The organism is Loktanella sp. SALINAS62 (assembly GCF_018263905.1).
In the GTDB taxonomy this organism is placed as follows: domain Bacteria; phylum Pseudomonadota; class Alphaproteobacteria; order Rhodobacterales; family Rhodobacteraceae; genus Loktanella.
This window is the reverse complement of sequence record NZ_JAAFZU010000015.1, coordinates 21,111-44,422: the sequence shown is the minus strand read 5'-3', so window position 1 is coordinate 44,422 and position 23,312 is coordinate 21,111. Positions and strand designations below refer to the sequence as shown.

Sequence of the window (23,312 nt, the reverse complement as noted above, 5' to 3'; positions counted from 1 at the left end):
AAATGGCAGAAAATGTAACACCGCGCGTCCGCGTGCCCTCCGAGGCCTCCGCCGGCGAGGCGATCACCATCAAGACCCTCATCAGTCATCTGATGGAAAGCGGTCAGCGCAAAGATTCCGACGGCAACGTCATCCCGCGCGCGATTATCAACCGCTTCGTGGTCGATTTCAACGGAGAGAACGTCATCGACGTGGCACTCGCCCCTGCGATCTCGACCAACCCGTTCTTTGAATTCCAGGCGTTCGTGCCCGAAAGCGGGACTTTCAACTTCACCTGGTACGACGATGACGGCTCCGTCTACGAAGAATCGAAGGAAATCACTGTCGCCTGACCCGATGGTCCGGCGCATGGGTGTCACGGGAGGGACAACCGCATGAAAACCTACGCTTTTGCAGCTTTAATCGGGGCAGTTGCTATGACACCCGCATGGGCCGACGAGGAGGCCGATCTGGTCGTTAACGGCGATCTGGAGATCACCGTCCGCGCACCTGCGCCGGATCACGTTCCGATGTCCGAGGTTCTATCTGGCTGGGTCTTCCGGTCAGACGAAACACAGGCTTTGCAAATGGACGACTTTGACAATCCGGGCATGATCTTTGTCGACGATGCGATTGAAACCTGGTCCACGGTCGAAGGCAATGCAGGTGAATCCTGCCAGTCCTGCCATGGCGATCCAGAAAAGATGGCGGGCGTCCGTCCCGTCTATCCGAAGTGGAACGAAGAGGCCGGAGAGGTGCGCACGCTGGCCATGCAGGTCAACGATTGCCGTGAAACCCGGATGGAGGCCGAGCCTTGGGGTTACACATCTGGGGACATGGCCAACATGGAGGCACTTCTTGCGTCTGTGTCTCGCGGTTTGCCGATCAACGTTGCGACGGATGGCCCGGTTGCAGACGCATGGGCCCTTGGTGAAGAACTTTATTACACCCGTACTGGCCAGCTCGAACTGTCCTGCGCCAATTGCCACGAGGACAATTACGGCAACAACATCCGTGCCGACCACCTGAGCCAAGGCCAGATCAACGGTTTTCCGACCTATCGTCTGAAGAACGCGAAACTCAACACGGTCCATGCCCGTTTCAAGGGATGCGTGCGCGACACCCGCGCAGAAACATTCAGTGCGGGCAGCCCCGAATTCGTGGCGCTGGAACTCTACGTGGCGTCACGTGGCAACGGTCTGGGCGTCGAAGGTCCGTCGGTCAGAAACTGAACCAAAAGGCCCGCCTTGCACTGCGCAGGGCGGGCTTTTTCGTCGGAATTAATATGCATATTATTGAATATATGAGGGTCGGATGATCTCTAAACGCCATTTCCTGCAGGCCAGCCTGTCTGCTGCGGCCCTCGTAGGTGCCAGTGGTTTCGGCAACTGGGGACGGCTGGCGGCCCAGCAGCGACTGAGCCAGTCAGATTTGCTGGACCAGCCGACAACGGGCAATGTGACGTTGATCCACATTACCGATATCCATGCGCAAACGCAGCCGATCTGGTTTCGTGAACCGGAAATTAATCTTGGCGTCGGTGACGCGCAGGGTAAACCGCCCCATGTGTCCGGTGCGGCATTCCGCGACATGTTCGGGATCGCGCAAGGCAGCGCGCTGGACTATGCGCTGACCTACGATGATGTCGTCGCATTGGGCCAGACCTATGGCAAAATTTGTGGGCTGGACCGGATCGCGACGGTGGTAAAACACATCAAGGGTGACCGCGAGGACGCCATCGTGCTGGACGGTGGCGACACTTGGCAGGGGCCGCTGCCAGCGCTGCGCACAAACGGTGCCGACATGGTGCGCCTGTTCAACGCGCTGGGCACGGATGCGATGACATCGCACTGGGAATTTACGCTGGGCATCGACCGTGTGACAGAGATCGTCGAGAACGAGCTGAATTTCCCCTTCCTCGGCGCCAATATTTTTGATGCCACGTGGGACGAACCTGCATACGAAAGCACGCAGATGTTCGAACGCGGCGGCACAAAGGTCGCTGTGATCGGTCAGGCGTTCCCATATCTGCCCATCGCGAATCCCAGCCACATGTTCCCGGATCTGTCATTCGGCGTGCGCCAAGAACGTATCCAGCAGGTCGTGAACGATGCACGTGCGGCTGGGGCCGAATGCGTGGTCCTGCTGTCGCACAACGGTTTCGACGTCGACCGAAAGGTCGCGCAGAATGTCACCGGGATCGATGTGATCCTGACGGGTCACACGCATGACGCCATCCCCGAGCCAGTTCAGGTAGGCGACACGTTTTTGATCGCCAGCGGGTCGCACGGCAAGTTCGTCAGCCGCGTCGATCTGGATATCCGCGACGGCGGGATGCAGGGGATCGAACACCGCCTGATCCCTATCTTTTCCGATGTGATCGCGCCCGACCCCGAAATGGCTGCTCTTGTCGAGGACACTCGCGCGCCGTTCAAAGACGAAATGGCAGAGGTGCTGGGCCAGACGGAGGACATGCTTTACCGCCGCGGCAATTTCAACGGTACCTGGGACGATCTGATTTGCAAGGCGCTGCTTCAAGAGCGCGAAGCCGATATCGCCCTGTCACCTGGTTTTCGCTGGGGGGCCAGTGTCATGCCCGGTCAGGACATCACGCGAGAGGATGTCTTTAACGCCACCGCGATGAGCTATCCCAATGCCTACCGGTCTGAAATGACAGGCGAGATGCTGCATCTCATCCTTGAAGACGTGGCCGACAACCTGTTCAACCCCGATCCCTATTATCAGCAGGGCGGCGACATGGTCCGCGTTGGTGGCATGGGCTACCGGATCGATATCAGCCAACCGCAGGGCAGCCGGATCACCGACATGACCTTGCTGAAGACGGGAGAGGCGATTGCGGCGGACAAGTCCTACGTCGTGTCGGGCTGGGCCAGCGTCAACGAAGGCACCGAAGGGCCGCCCATCTGGGATGTGGTCGAGGCGTACATTCGCAATCAGGGCACCGTTTCCGTGCCCGAAAACACCACAATCGCCGTCGTTGCCGGATAGGAGGGCAGAATGGTCATTCAAGTCAAAGGCGCCAAACCCAGTCGCCGCAATTTTCTGAAAGCCGCCGCAGCCGCCCCATTGGCTGCAGCCGCCGGAAGCCGCGCGTTTGCACAAGACGCCGATCCGGCCATCGTCAACAAACAGCCATGGAACCAGTATCTTGGCGACGGAGTCGATGCGCGTCCCTATGGCATGCCGTCGAAATTCGAATCCGACGTGGTCCGCCGCGACGTGCCGTGGTTGACGGCTGATCCGGTGTCATCTGTCAATTTCACCCCGCTGCACGAGCTTGATGGGATCATCACGCCAAACGGGTTGTGCTTTGAACGCCACCACGCTGGTATCGCAGAGGTCGACCCCGCTGAACATCGCCTGATGATCAATGGATTGGTCGACAACCCGGTCGTATTCACGATGGAAGACCTGATGCGTTTCCCGCGCGAGAACCACGTCTATTTTCTAGAATGCGCTGCGAACTCTGGCATGGAATGGGCGGGCGCCCAACTGAATGGCTGCCAATACACGCACGGCATGATTCACAACGTGATGTATACGGGGGTGCCGCTTCGCCTGATCCTCGCAGAGGCCGGGGTGAAGACGTCGGGCAAATGGATCCTGCCGGAAGGGGCCGATGCGTCAGGGATGACCCGCTCGATCCCGATGGAAAAGGCAATGGATGATTGCCTGGTGGCGTTCAAGATGAATGGCGAGGCGCTGCGTCCCGAACAGGGCTATCCCGTGCGCCTGGTCGTGCCCGGTTGGGAAGGTAACATGTGGGTCAAATGGCTGCGCCGGATCGAGGTCGGCGACCAGCCCTGGCATCACCGCGAAGAGACCAGCAAATACACCGACCTGTTGGAAAACGGTCAGGCCCGCAGGTTCACCTGGGAGATGGACGCCAAGTCGGTCATCACGAACCCCAGCCCGCAGGCCCCGATCACGCACGGTCCGGGATCGACGGTTCTAACCGGTGTGGCATGGTCCGGTCGCGGCAGTATTCCGCGTGTGGACGTTACCATCGATGGCGGCATGACGTGGCATCAAGCCCGCATGTCAGGCCCCTCGATGGATAAGTCGATGCACCGTTTCTACTATGAATTCGATTGGGATGGCTCACCGCTGCTGCTGCAAAGCCGCGCGCACGATAGCACCGGCTACGTCCAGCCAACCAAGAATATGCTGCGCAAGGTGCGCGGCGAAAACTCGATCTACCACAATAACGGCATCCAGACCTGGTATGTTACCGAAGAAGGGACGGCGGAAAATGTTGAAATATCTTAAGATTTTGGCACCCGCGCTGGGCGGGACCGCGGGTATGTTAACCATGGCATACGTGCTGGCCGACCAGCTTGTCGTCGACATGCCCGCCCCGGTGCGCGAGACCTTCGCCATCGACGCCGCGCATGCGCAAGTCGGCACCGAAACGGTACAGGAAAGCGCGCATGGTTTGGTGGCCTCTGAGCCTGCGGAAAGCGCTGGTTTTGGCCTGGGTCGTCCCGCGCTGGAGGTCGAAGTCGCCGCATGGGACATCGACATTCGTCCGGATGGTCAAGGTTTGCCCGCAGGGTCCGGCGATGTCTGGACCGGTGAAGAGGTCTATGTCGAAAATTGCGCCATGTGTCACGGCGACTTTGGAGAGGCTGTGGGCCGTTGGCCCGTGCTTGCCGGTGGTTGGGACACGCTGGAACGGCAAGACCCCGTCAAAACCATCGGGTCCTACTGGCCCTATCTTTCAACGGTTTACGACTACATCAACCGCGCCATGCCCTTTGGTAACGCACAGTCGCTGGAACCTGACGAGATCTATGCGATCACCGCGTATCTGCTATATCTCAACAATATCGTCGAAGACGACTTCGAGTTGTCGAACGAGACATTCCTAGATGTCGAAATGCCGAACGCCGACGGATTCTTCCCCGATGACCGGGCCGACACGGAACTGGTCGCCTTTTCCGGCGAGGTCTGCATGGAACGTTGCAAGGACAGCGTCGAGATCACCATGCGCGCCGCCGTTCTGGATGTAACACCCGACAGCGAAGACGGTGCGGCGACCGAAGCGGTCTCCGAAGCTTCGGCAGAGGTCGAATACTCTGACGGCGAAGTGACTGACGCCCAGATGGCCGATGCAACCGAAGACGCAAGCGACGACATGCCAGAGCAAGTCGCCGAGTCCGCTGTGCCGGATAGCGCTGAAGAGGTCATTCTGGCCGCTGCCGATCCCGCACTGATCGCGGCAGGCGAGGGCGTCTTTCGGGCGTGTAAGGCATGTCACGCCGTAGGCGAGGGCGCCGCGAACAAGTCGGGACCGCAGCTTAACGCGATTGTCGGGCGACCTATCGGCAGCGTCGAGGGCTTTCGTTATTCGCGCAGTTTTGACGAAGCACATGACGCCGGTGACGTCTGGACAATGGAGGCGCTGACCGCCTTCCTTGCCAACCCGCGCGAGGCGATGCCGGGCACAAAGATGAGCTATCGCGGCATCCAGGATCCTGCGGATATCGACGCCGTCATTATCTACTTGGAGCAGGCGAGTGCCGAGTAGACCGATCTATCTGACGCTCTTGACGGGAACCTTGCTCGCAGGACCCGTCGGGGCGCAGGGTGGGGACGGTCAGGCGCTTTATCGTGAATGCATTGCCTGCCATCAGATCGGACCGGATTCAGAAAACTCTGTCGGGCCTCATCTGAACGATCTGATCGGACGTCTGGCAGCGGGTGTTGAAGGATACCCTTATTCCAAGGCGATGTCCGCGGCTGGCGCGGCGGGTATGGTCTGGACCAAAGACACGCTTGATGCCTTTTTGACAAATCCAATGGACATGCTGCCGCACACGTCGATGGGATATCGTGGGATGCCCGACCCGCAGGATCGCGCAACGCTGATCGCCTTTTTGGCCACAGGTCCGGACGACGCCACAGCAGAGGCGACGTTCAACGTCGCGCCAGAAATCCTCGCGTTGCAAGGCGATCTGGCCTACGGCGAATACCTGTCGGGTGACTGCACCGCCTGCCATGCGCGCGGCACAGATGATGGGATACCGTCGATCTCGGGTCTGTCGCGCGACGCTTTCGTCACCTTGATGCAGGCCTACAAGCAAGGGGCTGTCACCCACCCGGTGATGACGATGATGGCTGGTCGGCTCTCGAACGAGGAGATCGCCGCATTGGCCGCTTATTTCGAAAGCGTCGATTGACCGACGCACACCAAGGGAGAGAGACATGACACTGAACAGGCGCCTGTTTCTGGGCACATCAATCGCCGCGGCGGGCGGGTTGGCTGTACCGATGGTCCGCGCACAAGGCAAACCGCGCGTTGTTGTGGTCGGTGGCGGCGCGGGGGGCGCCACCGCCGCGCGTTATATCGCAAAAGACAGTAAAGGTGCGATCGACGTCACGCTGATCGAGCCGTCGCGGACATATTACACCTGCTTCTTCTCGAATCTATACATCGGCGGTCTCCGCGATCTGCAAAGCATCGCGCACAGCTATGGCACTCTGGCTTCTAAATTCGGGATAAACGTTGTCCATGACTGGGTGATCAGCGTGGACCGGGATGCAAAGACTGTCTCGCTCGCCTCTGGCGGATCGTTGCCGTATGATCGGCTGATCCTCTCGCCCGGCATCGATTTTATCGAAGATTCTGTTCCCGGCTGGTCGGTCGAGTCGCAAAACGCGATGCCGCATGCCTACAAGGGCGGCAGCCAGACCGAACTGCTCAAGGCGCAGATCGAGGCGATGCCGCAAGGCGGCACATTCGCCATGATCGCGCCGCCGAACCCCTACCGCTGCCCGCCGGGTCCGTATGAACGGGTCTCGATGATCGCGCACAAGCTGAAGGCCGAAAACCCAACCGCCAAGATCCTGATCCTTGACCCCAAGGAAGCGTTTTCCAAGCAGGCGTTGTTCGTTGAAGGCTGGCAGACCCATTATCCCGGCATGATCGAACGGATCGGCCCGGATTTCGGCGGCGGCAACGTCAGCGTGAACCCCGAAGAGATGACGGTCGACATCGACGGTGATGTGCAAAAGGTCGATGTCTGCAACGTCATTCCGGCGCAAAAGGCCGGCCAGATCGCAGAGGCCGCAGGTCTGACCGATGGCAACTGGGCCCCGGTGAACCCGACGGACCTGTCGTCCAGCATGGACGAAAACATCCACGTTCTAGGCGACGCGGCGGCACAAGGTGCGATGCCAAAATCCGGTTTTGCCGCGAACAGCCAGGCCAAAGTCTGCGCCAATGCCGTAGGGGGCGCGCTGACAGGTTCGACCGTGTTCCCGGCGCGGTTCTCGAACACCTGCTGGTCGTTGATCGATACCGACGACGGCGTAAAGGTTGGCGCCAGCTACGAGGCAGGCGAGTCAGAGATCGTAGCGATCGACAGCTTTATCAGTCAGACAAACGAAACCGCCGAGGTGCGTGAAGAAACGTATGAAGAGTCGGTCGGCTGGTATCAGGCCATCACCGAAGACATGTTTGGCAAAGCCTGAAAAATTCACCCCGGCCCTGTCAGGGGCGGGGTATCCTGATCCACGAAAGGTTCATTATGCGCATTCTGAAATCACTGGTCATCGCCGCGGTTCTGCCGTTGGCCACAGCCGCAAAAGCCCAAATGGTCGTGACGACCCTATTCGACGGTACTTTTGATGATGCGACCTTTGCTGTTGAAAATGCCATCGTGAACAAGGGTCTTGTCATCGACTATGTCAGCCATGTGGGCGACATGCTGAACCGAACCGGCAGCGACGTTGGCAGCGATGAGGTGATATTCGGCGCCGCCGAAATTTTTATATTTTGCTCTGCCGTGGTCAGCCGTCAGGTGATGGAGGCTGATCCGATGAACATCGTCCACTGTCCCTACGGCATTTTCGTTGCCGATCAGGGCGGTGACGTGGCGGTGGGATACCGCAGCTATCCCGATGGCCCGATGCAGGCCGTGCAGACCCTGCTGTCGGACATCGTGGCAGAGGCGACGGCGTTCTGATGGATTTTGACGCCTATTTTCGATCCGAACTCGACCTGCTGCGCGATCAGGGCAACTATCGCACCTTTGCCGAACTGGAACGTCTGCGGGGCAATTTCCCGCAGGCGCGCTGTCATACTGGCCCAGCCTATGTGACCATCTGGTGTTCCAACGATTACCTTGGCATGGGACAACACCCAAAGGTGTTAGAGGCGATGCATGACACGCTCGACAGTACCGGTGCAGGGGCGGGGGGCACGCGCAACATTTCCGGCACGACCCACGCCCATGTAGAACTGGAGGCCGAGCTGGCCGACCTGCATGGCAAAGCCGATGCGCTGCTGTTTACCTCTGGCTACGTGTCAAATTGGGCAGCACTTGGCACTTTGGCGTCGCGCATCCCCGGCTGTGTGGTGCTGTCGGACGCGTTGAACCATGCCTCGATGATAGAGGGCATTCGTCATTCTGGCGCGTCCAAGGTTGTCTGGAAACACAACGACGTTGCCGATCTTGAACAAAAACTGGCAGCACTTCCGCCGGATGTGCCCAAGCTGATCGCATTCGAATCGGTCTATTCAATGGATGGAGACGTCGCCCCCATCGCCGAAATCTGCGACCTTGCCGACCGTTATGGCGCAATGACCTATCTGGACGAAGTGCATGGCGTGGGCCTTTACGGTCCGCGCGGCGGCGGTGTGGCCGAACGAGAGGGCCTTATGGACCGGATAACGGTGATCGAGGGCACTTTGGGCAAAGCGTTCGGCGTGATGGGCGGCTATATTGCGGCCAGTGCAGCGCTCTGCGATTTCGTCCGGTCCTTTGCCAGCGGATTCATCTTTACGACCGCGTTGCCACCCGCGGTGGCTGCGGGGGCGACCGCCTCCATCAGACATCTTAAGGTCTGTGGCACGGAACGTGCGTTGCATCAGGCCAATGTCGCTGAAGTTCGCGCCCGGCTGGACGCGATAGGGCTGCCGCATCTCGACAACCCCAGCCATATCATCCCGGTCATTGTCGGCGATGCGGCCAAATGCAAATATATCAGCGATCTTTTGATGCACGACCACGGCATTTATATCCAGCCGATCAACTATCCGACTGTTCCCAAAGGGACGGAGCGTTTGCGCATCACCCCGTCGCCGGTCCACACGCCCGGCGATATCGACCGCCTTGTCGATGCGCTGGAAGATCTGTGGACGCAGTGCAATCTGGCGAGGGTAGATGTAGCCGCTCAGTAATCCGGGATCGTCACTGCGGCCTGTTTCAGAAATCGAATTCCATCTGTTCGTAGACGCGACCGGCGTTTTTTGTTGCAAGCTCTTCGAACGTATCCAGTTTGGCATACGGCGATTGGTCCACGTAGTATGACCCGGCGAGATCGCCGCCCGCGTCGATATGTTCTGCGATCCGCGCGCGCAGAAAGACCAGGTAGTCGTGGGTATAGCGCCGCACCTGATCCATGTTGGTCGGATGGCCATGGCCCGGAATGACATAGGTCGCACCCAGCGGTTCGAATGCGGTTTCCCATGTTTCGATCCAGTCGCGCGTGTTCGTGTCGTCAAAGATCGGCAACATCCGCTCGTGAAACGCAATGTCCCCTGCGATCACCAGACCAAGATCAGGAAGCCAGACCTGCGTGTCACCGGGACCGTGGGCAGGGCCAAGATGCAGGATTTCGATCCGCATGTTCCCCATTTTGATGGTGCGGCTGTCGTCAAATGTCTCTGTCGGCGGTGTCAGCACCGTGCCATTGGATCGCTCTTTTAGTACGTCCTGATGCTGGCGCAGCGTTTGCGGGCCATCGCGTTCGAAATGGGCTGCTGCGTCAACATGGGCAAGGATCGGTACGTCCTGCGTGGCCCAGTATGCATTGCCCAGCATCGCGTGGCCTTGTCCATTCTCGTCAATAACCAGTTTGACGGGCTGGTCTGTTATGGCATGGATTTCGGCATGCAGCGCTTCTGCCAGATGATAGGACGCGCCCCCGTTCACCACGACCACGCCATCTCCCGTCACGATAAAGCTAAGGTTATTGTTATGGCCTGCGTTTTCATATGTGGGCGGCGCGGTTGCCCCGATGGCCGACCAGACGTGGGGGATGACTTCGACCGGTTTGGAATAGAGCAGCGAACCGGGGTATTGGTCCGCGATATCCTCGCTGGCAAAGACTGGTGAGCCGATAAGGGCAAGCGCAAGCAAGCGTTTCATGTGGGATCCTGCACAAAACGATATCCGTCTTCCACAGCCTCGACCCGGCCCACGCCACCATTGGGTAGATGAAAGCCTGCGATGGCCAAATCGTCGATGATGATGCGGTCGAACAGGCGTTGGCGGGTCGCAATCGCCTGTTCCACATCCTGATCCGACCCGCTGGGCCACATGGGTCTGCGGAATGCGATGTGATGATTTCCGATGGCGTCGCCCGTCACAAATACGGCTTGGGTGCCTTGACGCACCTCGAAACTCATGTGCCCCGGTGTATGTCCGGGGCTTTCGATGGCTTGAATTCCGGGCAGTAACTCTTGGCCGTCCTGAAAGAATTCAAAACGATCCTCCAAAGCCGTCATCCTGTTCTTTGCCCCAACGGCGAAAGTCTGACGCGCGCTGCCGATCGTATCGACGGTTTGTGGGTTCCACCAATAGTCCCATTCATTCTGTCCCATCAGATGCAAAGCATTTGAAAACAGCGGGTCGCCAAAATCGTCTAACGTGCCCCAGATATGGTCGGGGTGTGCATGAGTGAATACCAGATGCGTTATATCCTGAGCCGAGACCGCCAACGCCGATAGGCTATCCAGAACACGCCCTGCCGTCGGCATAAAATCAGGACCAGATCCTGCATCGAACAATACGGTTCTGGTGCCGTCTTGATAAAGGGTCAGATTGCACTCCGGCTCCAGCTGATCGGAACGCAGGTCGAAAGCCGACAACAGCTGCGCCAAATCTTCCTGCGGCATCGCGTCAAAGACCAAGTCTTTGGGAAGAACCAGATGTCCATCGCTGACAGTCGTCAGAGTGGCATCGCCAATCTGAACCTGCGAAATTGCGAGACTCGGCCACGCCAAGGCCGACAACGGAGCGCAGGCGGCTGTCTTCAGAATACTGCGTCGCGTGAATTTCATGATGTCCCCCCCCATCACATCTAGTTATTCGAATTTGTACGTTCGGGCAACATTCCTTTGCATCAGGGCGGTTTGTTTGGAGGTTAAATCAGTTGTGAAAATCGCTCACAGGCGCGACCACATTCTGCAGTGGCTCTTAAAATTTGAACTGCCGATATCGCGCCTCAGCCGTGTTGCACGCGGATCCTTGCGCCTACTCTCACAGCCTGACCTTCAAGAAACCCCAAGGCGCCGTGAAAGGTGTTTTATCCGCCAAGAAGCACGCGTTCGGAATGCACCGTGGTGGGGCAGGGTGGGGTGGTTTAGCGTCAACCTACCCTGATTGGGGGGCAGGTCAGCGGCAGCAAATCCGGCTGGGTCCTTGGTTAACGCAACCTATGCTGCGCGCTTCCAAATTTCGGGCGTGACGTAGACGACATGTTCATCGACACTGACCATGACGTCGCCGTCTTGGATATTGACCTGAATCTTCATCGCGCGGCTGGCCAGCTTTTCCAGTGCGGCCATGTCGGCTTCGGAGAAATTGACCACTTGGACATTGTCGAAACGGGTGGTGCCGTTCTTGACCTTGTCCCACCACACCTCTGCAACCTTGCCGCCGTAGGGATAGACGATCATCTTCGCAGCTTTGTTGCTTGATTGTCGGATGATCTTTTCGCTCGGAAGCCCCAGTGCCACCCACAAGTCGATCTCGCCGCTGAGGCTTTTTTGCCAGATATCCGGCTCGTCGTCTGTCGACAGTCCTTTGGTCATTTCCAAATGTTCGTGGGCATTCAGTGCAAAGGCGACGATGCGCACCATCAGGCGTGCCTCTGTCTCTGACGGATGCTTTGCAACGGTCAGTTTATGGGTTTCGTAATAGTGGCGATCCATATCAGAGACCGACAATTCTACTTTATAAATGGTGGCATTTTGCGCCATGGTCTGCCCCGCGCCGTTAACAATGGGCATGACTACTCGGTCTGTTGGTCAGTGGAAAGAAGAGATAGGCGCCGAAATCATCATTCGGCGACACCGTGCGCCATGGTCAGAACCGCACCGTCCTCTACAGGCTGAATTAATCGGTTTAGCGAACTATCAGAGCGATGCCGCTTCAGAACGGGCAACGCGGTGGCCCTGCTTCAATTCAGTAAGCTTGATGCGGACGGGTGATTGGCCCACAGAAAAAATAGGGCTCGTATTTTCGACACCCGCGATGTCCGGCATGGGCGGGCGCGTCCGCGTTGGATCGGGGATCGGCACGGCCGAGATCAGGCGTTTGGTATAGGCGTGTTGCGGATCGCGGAGCACTGCGTCGCGCGGCCCTTCTTCCACCACCTGTCCAAGCCGCATCACCATCACGCGGTCGGCCACCTGTTCGATGACAGCCATGTCGTGACTGATAAAGAGGTAGGACAACCCGTCTTCTTCCTGAAGTTCCTGTAGCAGGTCCAGAACCTGTGCCTGTACGCTGACATCAAGCGCCGAAACGCTTTCGTCTGCCACAATGACCTTGGGCGACAGTGACAGTGCCCGCGCGATGCAGACCCTTTGTCGCTGGCCACCGGAAAACTCGTGTGGAAACCGCGACAGCATGTCAGGCGACAGTCCAACCCGTTTGAACAGCCATTCGGCCCGATCATCAAGTTCGGACCCCTTTGCCAATCCGTGCACGCGCATCGGCTCGACCACCTGCTCTCCGACGGTCATCCGCGCATCCATCGATGCGCCAGGGTCCTGAAATACCATCTGTATGTCACGCAGGACGGGACGCATCGCGGCACGCGATCGACCCAGCGTCTGGACGCCGTTTACACGTACCGATCCATCCCACGGGACCAGACCCAAAAGCGCCTTTCCAATGGTCGATTTTCCACAGCCGGACTCGCCGACCAGCGCCAGTGTCTCTTTCTCTCGAATATGAAATGAAACGCTTTCGACCGCATGGACCCGGGCAACGGTGCGGCCCAGAAAGCCGCCCGTGATGTCAAAGCGGACGCTCAGGTCGTCGACCTCGACGATTTTGTTGCGGCTTTCGGAAACGGGCCGTGCGGGTGCAGTCCCCAGTCGCGGAACGGCGGCAAGCAGCGTCCGCGCGTAGTCCGTTCGCGGTGCAGAGAACAGATCATGGACCGGTGCCGCCTCTACCTGTTTGCCTTCACGCAGGATGATCACACGGTCCGCCATTTCGGCCACCACACCCATATCGTGGGTAATCATCAGAACTGCCGTGCCGTGTTGGGACTGTAAGGTGCGGATAAGATCAAGGATCTCTGCCTGCACAGTCACGTCAAGCGCCGTGGTCGGTTCATCCGCAATCAGGATTTCGGGATCGCAGGCCAGCGCAATGGCAATCATCACGCGTTGTCGCATGCCGCCCGAAAGCTCGTGGGGGTATTGCTTCAGGCGACGTTCGGGTTCGGTCAGGCGTACGTCTTGCAACAACTTCAGCGCTCGGTTCGGGGCCTCTGATCTGTCGCAGATATCGTGCTCCAGCAGCACCTCGCTAAGCTGCCGTTCCACTGTCATCAGTGGATTGAGCGACGTCATCGGCTCTTGAAAGATCATGGCAATCCGCGCAGAGCGGATCTTGCGGTAACCACGCTCGTCCAGCCCGGTCAGTTCGTCCGCGCCCAGTTTGATTGTGCCGCCCGCGATCCGCGCCATCGGCTTGGGAAGAAGCCCCATGATGGCCAGTGCAGTCATCGATTTACCAGAGCCGCTTTCGCCTGCCAGTGCCAGCGTTTCGCCCGACACCAAGTCAAAGGACAGCCCGTCAAGAACCGTCTTTGCCCCTGCCTGCGTTGCGACCTGCACTTTCAGGTCCCGCACGGTCAAGAGGGGGCGGTCACCGCCCCCTCCGTTGTTCAAAGCGTCACTCATTCCAGAACGATCCGCGGAAAGTAGAACGACACGACCCAGTTCGGCATATCCACGATCTCGGAAATCCGAAGATCGCCTGCCACGGAACACAGCAGATAGGCGTCTTCGGCGGCAAAGCCGTGATGCTTGCACAAAAGGTCCACCATTGCGGAAACAGCGTCCTTTGCACCGGTCATCATGTCCGGTCCGATGCCAGTCGTCACCTCATATCCCTTGGCATCAAGATGCCGGGTGACCGGGCCGGGGGTGGTGAACCGTGGAAAAGCAAGTTTTTCCTGCTTCACGAGGTCAAGCGTCACCTCGACATCCATCGGCGACTCGATCGCTGTGCCACAGACCTCTCCGTCGCCCTGTGCGGCATGTGTGTCCCCAATAGAAAACAGCGCACCCGCAACCTCGACCGGCAGGTATAACGTCGTTCCCGCCGCCAGATCGCGGATATCAAGGTTGCCACCCATCCGTCGCGGCGGCACCACAGAATGCAACCCGGCCTCTGCTGGGGCAAGACCGATAGTTCCGGCAAAAGGTTTCAACGGAACCTTGGCGATGTCCGAAAACAGCGCCGGTTCCAAGGTGTCCGGGTTGTAATCCCAGATCTTAAGATGTGGCTCTGTGAACTGGTCGGCCAGCAGGCCGAACCCCGGAATGTTTGCAGTCCACCCAAAACCCGAAGGATGAAACGCTTCGATTTGGACCTTCAGGATATCCCCCGGCTCGGCCCCATCTACGTAGATGGGACCGGTGACCGGATTGATCTTGCCGAAATCCAGCGTTGGCACGTCGGCGGACGTGCTGTCCTTGGTGAACTGACCGCCCGAACTGTCGAGGCACTGAAAATGCAACCGACTGCCGGGTGCCACCGTCTGTGCGGGGGGGATCGCATGATCCCACCCGTGATGATGATGACCGTGGATGGTGTAATCGCAGTTCTTGCACATGCCGGATTACTGCGCCTCGGTCGAGAAGATGTAGTCGTAGTTGACCGGGATGTGGACCGGATCAACGAACAGACTGTCATCGCCAGCGACGTTTTCAGAGTGGAGCGTAAACCGCTGCTCATTAAAGACCGGAATCCATGGTGCTTCGTCCATGATGTCGACGTAGATTTGACGCCATGCCTCTTCACGCGCGGACTCGTCCCCGACCATCGCATCGGCGTCTGCCGCGCGCTGATCAATCTCTTCGTTGCAGTACCATGACCAGTTCCAGCCGCCGGGGGTTGCACCGGCGCAACCAAGGATCGGCCCGTAGAAGTTTGACGGGTCCGGAAAGTCTGCGATCCAAGCCATGCCACCCGACCAGATCATCGGTGCCTGATCTGCCTCGCCACCGGCGGCAATCACGTTGGATTGCGCGAGGCTGCGAATTTCGGCGTTCACACCGATCTGGCTGAGGTCCTGCTGGATCGCCTGCGCGATGCGTGGGTTCGGGTCGACGTTCATGACATAAAGCTCGGTCTCGAAACCATCGGCAAATCCCGCATCTGCAAGCATCTGTCGTGCCGCTTCGGGATCATAGGCGTAGCCTTCGTAATCCTCTGCATAACCTGGCATGGTCGGCGGCAGCGGCTGGTTGGCGGGAACGGCGCGATTGTTGATCATCTGGACAATGCGGTCCTTGTTGATCGCCATGTTCAACGCTTTGCGTACGTCGACGTTGTCGAACGGCGCCATTTGCGTGTTCATCGTGATATAGCCTGTCTGCAGCTGTCCGCCTTCGACAATCTGGTCTTCAAGCTCTGCGTCGTTGACGACCTGAAGAAATTGCGCGGGCGGGATGCCGTCGCCCGGCACATCCGCTTCACCGTTCTGCAGCCGCAGCAAAGCGACCGTCGGGTCAAGTCCGATTTCAAATGTCACTTGGTCCAACTTTGGCACACCTGCACGGTGGTAATCCTCGAAACGCTCGAACACGAGCCGCTGGCCGGGCGTCCATTCTGCCAACTGAAACGCGCCCGATCCGACGGGCTGACGTCCAAAATCCTCACCGGCCTCTTCCACAGCTTCGCGCGGCACGATTGACGCAAAATTCAGCGCCATAACGTGGCCAAAGGTGGCATCGGGGCGCGACAGGGTTATTTCAAGCGTCTTGTCGTCAATCACCGTGATCCCGGACAGACCTTCGCCTTCTCCTGAATTCCACGCGTCAAAACCTGCAATTTGGCCGAAAAAGCCGGCGCCGGGGCTACGCGTTTCGGGGTTCGTCACACGGTCGAGCGAATATTTCACGTCCTCTGCCGTGATTTCCCGCCCGTTGTGAAACTTGATCCCGTCTTTCAGGGTAAAGGTGTGCACCAGACCGTCTTCGCTGACCTCATGGTTTTCCGCAAGTTCGTTGCGCAGGATCGTCGTGCCGGGCTCGTAGCCCATCAGGCCATCGAAAAGCGATTTGATCATCGACCAGTTCTGCCAGTCGTAGCCGATTGCGGGATCAAGGGTCGCAACATCGTCCTGATAAGTGACGACCATGTCCCCGCCCTGCGGTGCGTTTTCATCGACCTGCGCAAGCGCGCCGGTTGCCGTCAGCGCAATCGCTGTTGAAAGAAGCAGTTTCTTCATTTGTTTTCTCCACTGTTGATTATTTCGTCTTTATTCTGGGATCGATCAGGGGCGCCACGAGATCGGCAAGAAGGTTGCCGATGACGATGGCAGTAGCTGAGACCATGGTGACCCCCATGATCACGGGAATGTCGACGCGCTGGATGGCCTGCCAGGCAAGCTGACCGATCCCGGGCCAGCCAAAGACGCTTTCGACGACGACGATTCCCGACATGAACAAGCCGATATCGATCCCGATCATCGCGATGATGGGCAGGATCGCATTCGGCATGACATGCCGGGTGACGATGCGCATCTTGGACAGGCCCTTGGCCCGCGCGGTGCGCACAAGGTCCTGATTGAGAACCTCGATCATTGATGACCGCATCATCCGTGAATACCACCCCGCGCCCAGCAGCCCGAGCGTGATGGAAGGCAGAACGAAATGTGCGGGCGTTCCGTAACCGCCGATCGGGAACCAGCCTAACTGCACGGCGAACACATAAAGCAACAAAATGCCGATCACGAATTGCGGGGCCGAGATCGCAACGAAGGAAAAGATCATCAAGCCATGATCGGCAGGACGATTGCGGCGCAGGGCAGCCACGACGCCGATCGTTAGTCCGATAATCAATTCAGTCACGATCGCTGACACCATCAGCATCAGGCTTGCCGGCAAGCGCGCGGCAATGAGAGATGAAACCTCGGCTCTTTGCAAATAGGATCGACCCATGTCGCCCTGAAGCAATCCGGTCAGATACCGCCAGTACTGCACGAAAAGCGGATCGTTCAGGCCAAGCTGGTCGCGAATATTCGCCACGGTCTCTGCCGTCGCTGACCGTCCGGCGATCTGTCGCGCGGGGTCGGCAGGCAAAAGATACAGCAGGATAAACGTGACGAATGTAATCCCCAGCAGGATCAGCGCGCTTTCGAACAGACGTCGGATGAGATAACTGGTCATCAATGCCGCCCCTTCAATGTGGGATCGAGTATGTCCCGCAGCGCATCACCGACGAGGTTGAACGCCAAGGCCAGCAAAACGATCAGAAGTCCCGGAAAGAACACCAGCCACGGCGCTGTCGAGAAATAGGTCTGGTTTTCGAAAATGATGTTGCCCCAGGACGGCATTGGCGGCTGCACCCCGACGCCAAGAAAGCTCAGCGTTGCCTCCAAAAGAACAGTCGTCGAGATTCCCAGCGTCCCGAATACGATGATCGAAGACAGCAAATGGGGCAGCAGATGTTTGCCCAGTATTCTGAACGGACCAGAGCCGATGGCACGCTGGACCTGAATAAACTCCCGTTCGGCCAGACTGCGCGTTTCGGTGTAGATCACCCGCGACATCTGAACCCAGTTGACCATCGCAATGACCAGCGCGACGATCATGAGCGACGGCTGAAATATCGCCGCCAGAACGATGGCCAGCAATAACGCCGGAAACGCCATCATCAGGTCGGTGAACCGCATGAGTATAGCCGCTGTCCACCCGCCGAAGTAACCGGCGGTGATCCCGACGCCCGCACCAAGAAGAACAGCAATGCCGTTGGCCACGACGCCAATGATAAGCGACGTCTGCGTTCCCAAAATGAGACGCGACGCCAAATCCCGCCCCAGCAGATCGGTCCCAAGAATATAGTCACCGCTTGGTGGCAAAGGCCCGCCCATCAGGCTGAGGCCATCGAAGCTTTGTTCGAATGGGTCTTGTGGCATAATCCACGGCGCAAACACGGCGGTGAAAACCATCAATGCAATGATGATCAGGCCAAAAGCCGCACGTGGTCGACGCAACAGTTCACCCAGCACGACGCGGGCGCGCGACTTGCCAGAACCAGGTGCAGGTGGGGTCTGGCGAATGTCTTGCGTCACGCTCATTGGCCGTCCACCCGCTTGACCTGTCTTTCGGACAGAAGGCGCGCGGCTGCTTCTTCGAGCGTTATCTGTTCCACCATCGCCATTGTGCGCAACTGCTTGAGCGCCAGAGCCTCGTCGCGACATTCCGGCATCAGAAGCAAAACGGCACGAATGACGTCGAGACGTCCCGCACGCTGCCGGGCGATTTCACGTTCGTGGCGCGTTCGATCGGCTTTCCTTGCAAATGTTTCATGCGCAATCACAAGCGCAGAGAATAAATTTCCAAGTGCTGAAATCGGCAAATAAGCGTCGACCTGCTGCCCAATCGCCCATGCAAGCCTGCCGGGACTTTCAGAACCAACAAGCCCGATCAGCGGCACTGGCGCATCTGCGACCCCCCATGGAAACTGCTCGTCATGGCCGGTGTCGATGTCGAGAATGATCATATCTGCGCCACGAACCGCTTCGGCTGTCAGTTCACCGGTCTTTGGCACGGCCCGGACCCCCAGACGGTCGCAAACCTCCACAACCTTCCGCATAGGCTCTTCCGAGCGATGCAGCACGATCGCTGTGAGGCCGGCAAAGTTATGCAAGGGGAATGATCTCAATTCACAATCCTCAGGTCGACGCGACGCGCGGTGGAACTGGTGCTTTGCCTCGCAAGGTAGGGATCTGCGGCAATGGCGTTCGGTGCCCGCTCGATGATCTGGAACTGTCCTGCGTCAGCCAGCGCGATCCGGGGGGCAAAGGCGGCGTGGCGCATCACGGGATCGACCTGTATCGGGCCGATTGCCGTCTGAACAGGAGCGGCGGCAACTGCGGAAAACACAGCGCGCGGGTCGGTACTGCGCGCAAGGTTTGCGCCTGCTGCAAACATTTCAACCGACGCGTATGCATTGGCAAGAAAGGCCGAAACACGACCGTTGGGCGCATAGGCAAGGGCCGCGCGTCGCAGCGCGGCGTTCGCCTCTTCCTCAAAGAAGTTCCCGACCGATAGTAGACCATCTGCGGCTGGTCCAAGCTCAGCCAGATCCGCTTCTGTCTGGTTAAAGCTGACGATGTGGCCGGGCCGGGCTTTGCGTTCAGGTTCGCTGGCCATCAGATCACGCATAAAGGTCGTATTGGATGGTCCGATCAGACTGTTGATGACGCAATCCACCGGGGATGCGCAGATTTCATCGACAACATGTGCATGATCTGTTGACCCCAATGGTACGTAACGCTCGCCCACGACCTCTAGTCCTGCGGCTTGCAGTCGTTCGCGCGCAAGGCGTAGCGTTTCCCAGCCCCACACGTAATTCGACCCGACGAGATAGGCGCGTCGCATGCCTTTGGACGCGACCCAGTCAACGGCTGGCAAAACATGGTGGTTCGGTGACGTGCCCAGATAAACCACGTGATCGTTGCATTCGAACCCTTCGTACGGGCAGGGATACCAGAGCAACCCGCCCTTACGTTCGAGCACTGGGATCATGTCCTTTCGGCTCCACGACGTAATCGCACCAAGCAGATGCTGGACGCCGTCATCCAACAGTTCGGCCGCCGCTTTTTCGTAACGGGACACGTCACCGCCAGGGTCACGTATGACGGGTGTAATGTCTGCGATTCCAGACTCTTTCAGGGCATCGATCGCACCCAATGCGCCTGCCAGCGCACTCTGCCCAAGGGCGGCGTAGCTGCCGCTGGTCGAAAAGATCAGTCCCAGTTTGAGAGCCACTTTGACCCCTTTTAAATGAAAAAAGCCCCGCATCCCTGCGTTAACAGAGAAATACGAGGCTCGATTGCCTTGGCCGACATGGCGGCCGTTTCAAGTACACTGCGCCACGCGCACCGACCTGTAAAGAGTTCAAAGCAATTCCTGGTGCAGTGAACCCCTATGCAAGATTTTTGTGCAAATCATCGATGACGAGCGAGCGATTTTAGCAGATTCTTATTAAGCTTGCCATTTATGGGGCTGCTTGCTGGCCCGAAGCAGTCGTGTTGCGTCGCTAAGATGCTGCCAGCGAGCCATGATATAACAAGTGCGCGTGGCCGATTTTTTCACACGGGTTATCAATGATTATGACCGGCATGGCTGTGATCGGTCGCACTTTCGGCTTCAACTGCGACATGGACGTCGAGATGAAGATCGCCGAACATCACCTCCATCTCGACCTCATCACCGACGTTCAGTGCCGAATCCAGACCGGACAACCGGAACGCAATCGCGCGCGGCGCAAGGTCAAGATGCTGGCCTGCTGCAATCGGAATGCCCGGTAACACCTTCCAGGCTTCGACGCCGTCGACATAGGTAAACCCCACCAGTTCAGCGGTCAGACCATTTTCGATCTCGGCGCCGGTCAGGGTCTGCAAGGTTTCCATGTTGTTTTCGATTTCCATGTAGATCAAGGCTTCGGTGCCACTGGTGGCTGCGGTCCAGGCATGGACGACGCGCAGGCCATCGATTTCGGACAGGTGGTCATTATCGTCCTGTGCAGCCAATGGCGTGGTGGCAAGCGCGAAGACGGTGACAAGGCTAAAAGTGCGCATGATGGAGGTCCTGTAGTCAGTTGCGAAGATCGGTCAGAAGCTGGCGGCGCGTCGCAGCCAGTGCCGGTAAAAGGGCCAGAATAAGCGTGAGGCTGACAAACCCTGCGACAAGCTGGACCTCTGTCCAGGTCACACTTGCGGTCACAAGGATATCGGTGCGTGCAGTGATGACATGCGAAAAGCCCATCGCGGCCAGCCAGCCAAGCCCGAGACCAAGCAAAGATCCCGCTGCAATCAGCGTCGCGCTGTAGCTCCAGACGACGGCAAAGACAAATCGCCGACCTGCACCGATGGCACGCAGCAATGCCAGACCACGGGCAAAGATGCGTGTCAGAATGACCAGTCCGGCCAAGATCGACACCGTCACCAGAACCTGCGTCACCACCGCCAGCAGCGACATCGCCTCTCGCACGTCGCGCATCAGGCTGTGCATCTGTGCCAACACCGTGCCCGGAAAGAACGCCATCATGTCCGGGCGGGTAAATCGCGATTGCAGGGCGTAACTGCCCCATAGCGCATCCGCGCGGACCAGCACCGCTGGGGTTCCGGGGAAATAGGCCGCATCGAATGGTGGCCCGATCTGGTCCCCCGCAGCGGGCGCATGTCCGTTTGCCAGACCGTGAACTTCCCAGACGCCTTCGATTGGAACAAGGATGGCGCGGTCCCACGGGCTACCAGTTGCGGCCATGCGACCAATGATTGTGTAGGACGATCCCGCATGCGCAGCGTCTTCGGCTGTGGCGCCGTGGCCGTGGGCGGGCGTGAAACTTTCGCCCAACGCGACCGGGGCAAAAGCCCCGGCGACCGCTTCGGCAGACGTGGCAAAAATTCGACCATCGGCCAAATCACCGGCCAGGTGCGTTACAAAATCGGCGGTCGTTCCCACCACTGGGGCACCGTCGTAACTATCGCCGAACGCGATCGGGGCGGCCAGCGTCACGTCAGGATCTGTTGCGATCTGGGTATATTGATCCCCTGTCAGCAGCGGCACGTCCGATGGTTGTAGATAGACAGCGGCCAGCATGACGGTGATTTCGCTGCCGGGGGCCGCAACGATCAAGTCAAAGGCGGCGGCGGCTCTCGCGCTGCCCTGACGCAAACCACGTTCCTGCGCGGTCAGGCCGACACCGATCGCGACCGAAACCGCGATAAGGCACACAAATATGCCGTTCGAGACGCTGAAGCGTCGCAACATCGCCCGCACAAGCCGCCCGGGTGCATAGCCGCGCAGCACGATCAAGCCGGTCGCAAGGCCGGGCAACAACAGCAGCGCGACGACCAAGATATCCTGCGCCGCCGCAGGCAAACCGGCCCAAAAATCGCCAAAGCTATTCATCGGAATCTTCTACAATGCGGCCATCGGCCATGGTCACAACACGGTCAAGTCGGGTTGCGAGTGTTGCGTCATGCGTCACGACGATCAGGGTCCGCCCTGAATCTTGCGACAGGGCGACCAGATCATCAATCAGCCGGTCAGCCGTGGCACGATCAAGGCTGGCAGTCGGCTCATCGGCCAGGATCACGGCGGGATCGTTGCTCAGCGCACGGGCCACGGCGACCCGCTGACGTTCGCCCCCTGAAAAGCTGTCGGCGCGCCGTGTTCCGGCCTGGCCCAAGCCGAACCGGTTGAGCCAGCTGGCAGCCCGGTCCCGCAGGGCTGCGCGTTCGGCGCGCGGTGCGAATGCGGCTGACAGGGACGCATTGTCCAACGCTCCCAATTCTTCAAACAGCAGGAAATCCTGAAAAATCAGTCCGACGTTCTGACGACGAAATCTTGTGCGGGCACTATCGCTCAATCCGGCAATGTCGGTCCCGCCCCAGACGACGCGTCCGCCAGCAGGTGTCACCAGACCCGAAAAGGCATGAAGAAGCGTCGATTTGCCTGCGCCGGACGGTCCGCGTATCGCCAGGGACGAACCTGCGGTGACGTTCAGTCGCGGAAGTGACACCAGAGGCCGCCCGTCGATCCCGCGCAGATCAAGATCGGTGACCACCAGCGGCAAACCGGGATGTTGGCCCGCATCAAGCACGGCCATAGACCGCGTCGGTCAGGCGCACTTCGGAATAAAAACCAAGTTCGGGATCGACGTATTCGCCCAGATCCAGCACGCCCGTCGTTTCTAGCGGGACGTTAAAGGGAACCACGTTGACGATACGCTTGGTGTAGACGGCAAGGATGTCATCCGGCCAAGGGGTTCCCGGTTCGCAAAAGGGGCAGACCGCCATCGGCATCTTTGTCAGGACAAAGAAATCGGATTCGGCCTTGAGGGGGGGCGCCATGAACCCTGCGATCGTGATGCGCAAGCCTTCATGCGCAAGTGCAATGTCGGAAAAGCTCATATCTCGATTGTAAAGATCACGCAGTTTGATCGGGGCATCCTGTGCGAACAAGCGACCGGGCAGCGCCAGTGGTGCCGCACAGATCAGGGACAAAAGGGAACGCCGGGTCAGGTTTTGCATCG

Annotated in this window: 23 protein-coding genes; 9 read left to right on the top strand and 14 right to left on the bottom strand. The window is 58.7% G+C overall.

Annotated features, from left to right (window positions below):
* The first annotated feature begins 2 nt into the window (after positions 1–2).
* The 9 genes from soxZ to hemA all read left to right on the top strand — a co-directional run bounded on the left by soxZ (position 3) and on the right by hemA (position 9,187).
* On the top strand, positions 3–332 hold the full coding sequence (gene soxZ / locus GZH79_RS06715) for a thiosulfate oxidation carrier complex protein SoxZ (RefSeq protein ID WP_211643019.1): 330 nt from the start codon (positions 3–5) through the stop codon (positions 330–332).
* A 42-nt stretch (positions 333–374) separates the two neighbouring features.
* A complete protein-coding gene (gene soxA, locus GZH79_RS06710) occupies positions 375–1,211 on the top strand; it encodes a sulfur oxidation c-type cytochrome SoxA (protein WP_211643018.1) in 837 nt (278 codons plus the stop codon).
* An 82-nt stretch (positions 1,212–1,293) separates the two neighbouring features.
* A complete protein-coding gene (gene soxB / locus GZH79_RS06705; RefSeq protein ID WP_211643017.1) occupies positions 1,294–2,988 on the top strand; it encodes a thiosulfohydrolase SoxB in 1,695 nt (564 codons plus the stop codon).
* 9 nt (positions 2,989–2,997) lie between these two features.
* Positions 2,998–4,269: a sulfite dehydrogenase gene (gene soxC, locus GZH79_RS06700; RefSeq protein ID WP_211643016.1), complete on the top strand. Its 1,272-nt coding sequence runs from the start codon at positions 2,998–3,000 to the stop codon at positions 4,267–4,269.
* Positions 4,253–5,530, top strand: coding sequence for a c-type cytochrome (locus GZH79_RS06695; protein WP_211643015.1), 1,278 nt, complete (start codon positions 4,253–4,255; stop codon positions 5,528–5,530). Before soxC ends, GZH79_RS06695 begins: the two co-directional genes overlap by 17 nt.
* On the top strand, positions 5,520–6,182 hold the full coding sequence (locus GZH79_RS06690) for a c-type cytochrome (protein WP_211643014.1): 663 nt from the start codon (positions 5,520–5,522) through the stop codon (positions 6,180–6,182). Before GZH79_RS06695 ends, GZH79_RS06690 begins: the two co-directional genes overlap by 11 nt.
* Before the next feature lie 25 nt (positions 6,183–6,207).
* On the top strand, positions 6,208–7,476 hold the full coding sequence (locus GZH79_RS06685) for an FCSD flavin-binding domain-containing protein (RefSeq protein ID WP_211643013.1): 1,269 nt from the start codon (positions 6,208–6,210) through the stop codon (positions 7,474–7,476).
* A gap of 122 nt (positions 7,477–7,598) precedes the next feature.
* Entirely contained in the window at positions 7,599–7,970 is a 372-nt protein-coding gene (locus GZH79_RS06680; protein ID WP_249219022.1) for a DUF302 domain-containing protein, read from the top strand.
* Positions 7,970–9,187, top strand: coding sequence for a 5-aminolevulinate synthase (gene hemA, locus GZH79_RS06675; protein WP_211643011.1), 1,218 nt, complete (start codon positions 7,970–7,972; stop codon positions 9,185–9,187). The genes GZH79_RS06680 and hemA overlap by 1 nt, the downstream gene beginning before the upstream one ends.
* Positions 9,188–9,212: 25 nt before the next feature.
* Here hemA and GZH79_RS06670 read toward each other — a convergent pair whose 3' ends face one another.
* The 14 genes from GZH79_RS06670 to GZH79_RS06605 all read right to left on the bottom strand — a co-directional run bounded on the left by GZH79_RS06670 (position 9,213) and on the right by GZH79_RS06605 (position 23,310).
* Positions 9,213–10,157, bottom strand: coding sequence for an MBL fold metallo-hydrolase (locus GZH79_RS06670; protein WP_211643010.1), 945 nt, complete (start codon positions 10,155–10,157; stop codon positions 9,213–9,215).
* Positions 10,154–11,071 (bottom strand): MBL fold metallo-hydrolase, encoded by a 918-nt coding sequence (locus GZH79_RS06665; protein WP_211643009.1) that lies wholly within the window; start codon positions 11,069–11,071, stop codon positions 10,154–10,156. Before GZH79_RS06665 ends, GZH79_RS06670 begins: the two co-directional genes overlap by 4 nt.
* Positions 11,072–11,446: 375 nt before the next feature.
* Positions 11,447–11,992, bottom strand: a complete 546-nt coding sequence (locus tag GZH79_RS06660; protein ID WP_211643055.1) for a YaeQ family protein — start codon at positions 11,990–11,992, stop codon at positions 11,447–11,449.
* A gap of 156 nt (positions 11,993–12,148) precedes the next feature.
* Complete coding sequence (locus GZH79_RS06655; protein WP_211643008.1) at positions 12,149–13,933, bottom strand: ABC transporter ATP-binding protein; 1,785 nt, start codon at positions 13,931–13,933, stop codon at positions 12,149–12,151.
* Positions 13,930–14,871 carry an acetamidase/formamidase family protein gene (locus GZH79_RS06650; protein WP_211643007.1) on the bottom strand — a complete coding sequence of 314 codons (942 nt, stop codon included), beginning with the start codon at positions 14,869–14,871 and terminating at the stop codon, positions 13,930–13,932. The genes GZH79_RS06655 and GZH79_RS06650 overlap by 4 nt, the downstream gene beginning before the upstream one ends.
* Positions 14,872–14,877: 6 nt before the next feature.
* A complete protein-coding gene (locus tag GZH79_RS06645; RefSeq protein ID WP_211643006.1) occupies positions 14,878–16,491 on the bottom strand; it encodes an ABC transporter substrate-binding protein in 1,614 nt (537 codons plus the stop codon).
* 19 nt (positions 16,492–16,510) lie between these two features.
* A complete protein-coding gene (locus GZH79_RS06640) occupies positions 16,511–17,431 on the bottom strand; it encodes an ABC transporter permease (RefSeq protein ID WP_211643005.1) in 921 nt (306 codons plus the stop codon).
* A complete protein-coding gene (locus GZH79_RS06635) occupies positions 17,431–18,342 on the bottom strand; it encodes an ABC transporter permease (protein WP_211643004.1) in 912 nt (303 codons plus the stop codon). The genes GZH79_RS06640 and GZH79_RS06635 overlap by 1 nt, the downstream gene beginning before the upstream one ends.
* Entirely contained in the window at positions 18,339–18,914 is a 576-nt protein-coding gene (locus GZH79_RS06630; RefSeq protein WP_211643003.1) for a hypothetical protein, read from the bottom strand. The genes GZH79_RS06635 and GZH79_RS06630 overlap by 4 nt, the downstream gene beginning before the upstream one ends.
* Positions 18,915–18,925: 11 nt before the next feature.
* Positions 18,926–20,038: a transporter substrate-binding protein gene (locus GZH79_RS06625; RefSeq protein ID WP_211643002.1), complete on the bottom strand. Its 1,113-nt coding sequence runs from the start codon at positions 20,036–20,038 to the stop codon at positions 18,926–18,928.
* A gap of 335 nt (positions 20,039–20,373) precedes the next feature.
* Entirely contained in the window at positions 20,374–20,850 is a 477-nt protein-coding gene (locus tag GZH79_RS06620; RefSeq protein WP_211643001.1) for a copper chaperone PCu(A)C, read from the bottom strand.
* 16 nt (positions 20,851–20,866) lie between these two features.
* On the bottom strand, positions 20,867–22,186 hold the full coding sequence (locus GZH79_RS06615; protein ID WP_211643000.1) for an FtsX-like permease family protein: 1,320 nt from the start codon (positions 22,184–22,186) through the stop codon (positions 20,867–20,869).
* Positions 22,179–22,886, bottom strand: a complete 708-nt coding sequence (locus GZH79_RS06610; RefSeq protein ID WP_211642999.1) for an ABC transporter ATP-binding protein — start codon at positions 22,884–22,886, stop codon at positions 22,179–22,181. Before GZH79_RS06610 ends, GZH79_RS06615 begins: the two co-directional genes overlap by 8 nt.
* Positions 22,873–23,310 carry a hypothetical protein gene (locus GZH79_RS06605; protein ID WP_211642998.1) on the bottom strand — a complete coding sequence of 146 codons (438 nt, stop codon included), beginning with the start codon at positions 23,308–23,310 and terminating at the stop codon, positions 22,873–22,875. Before GZH79_RS06605 ends, GZH79_RS06610 begins: the two co-directional genes overlap by 14 nt.
* Positions 23,311–23,312 lie beyond the last annotated feature (2 nt).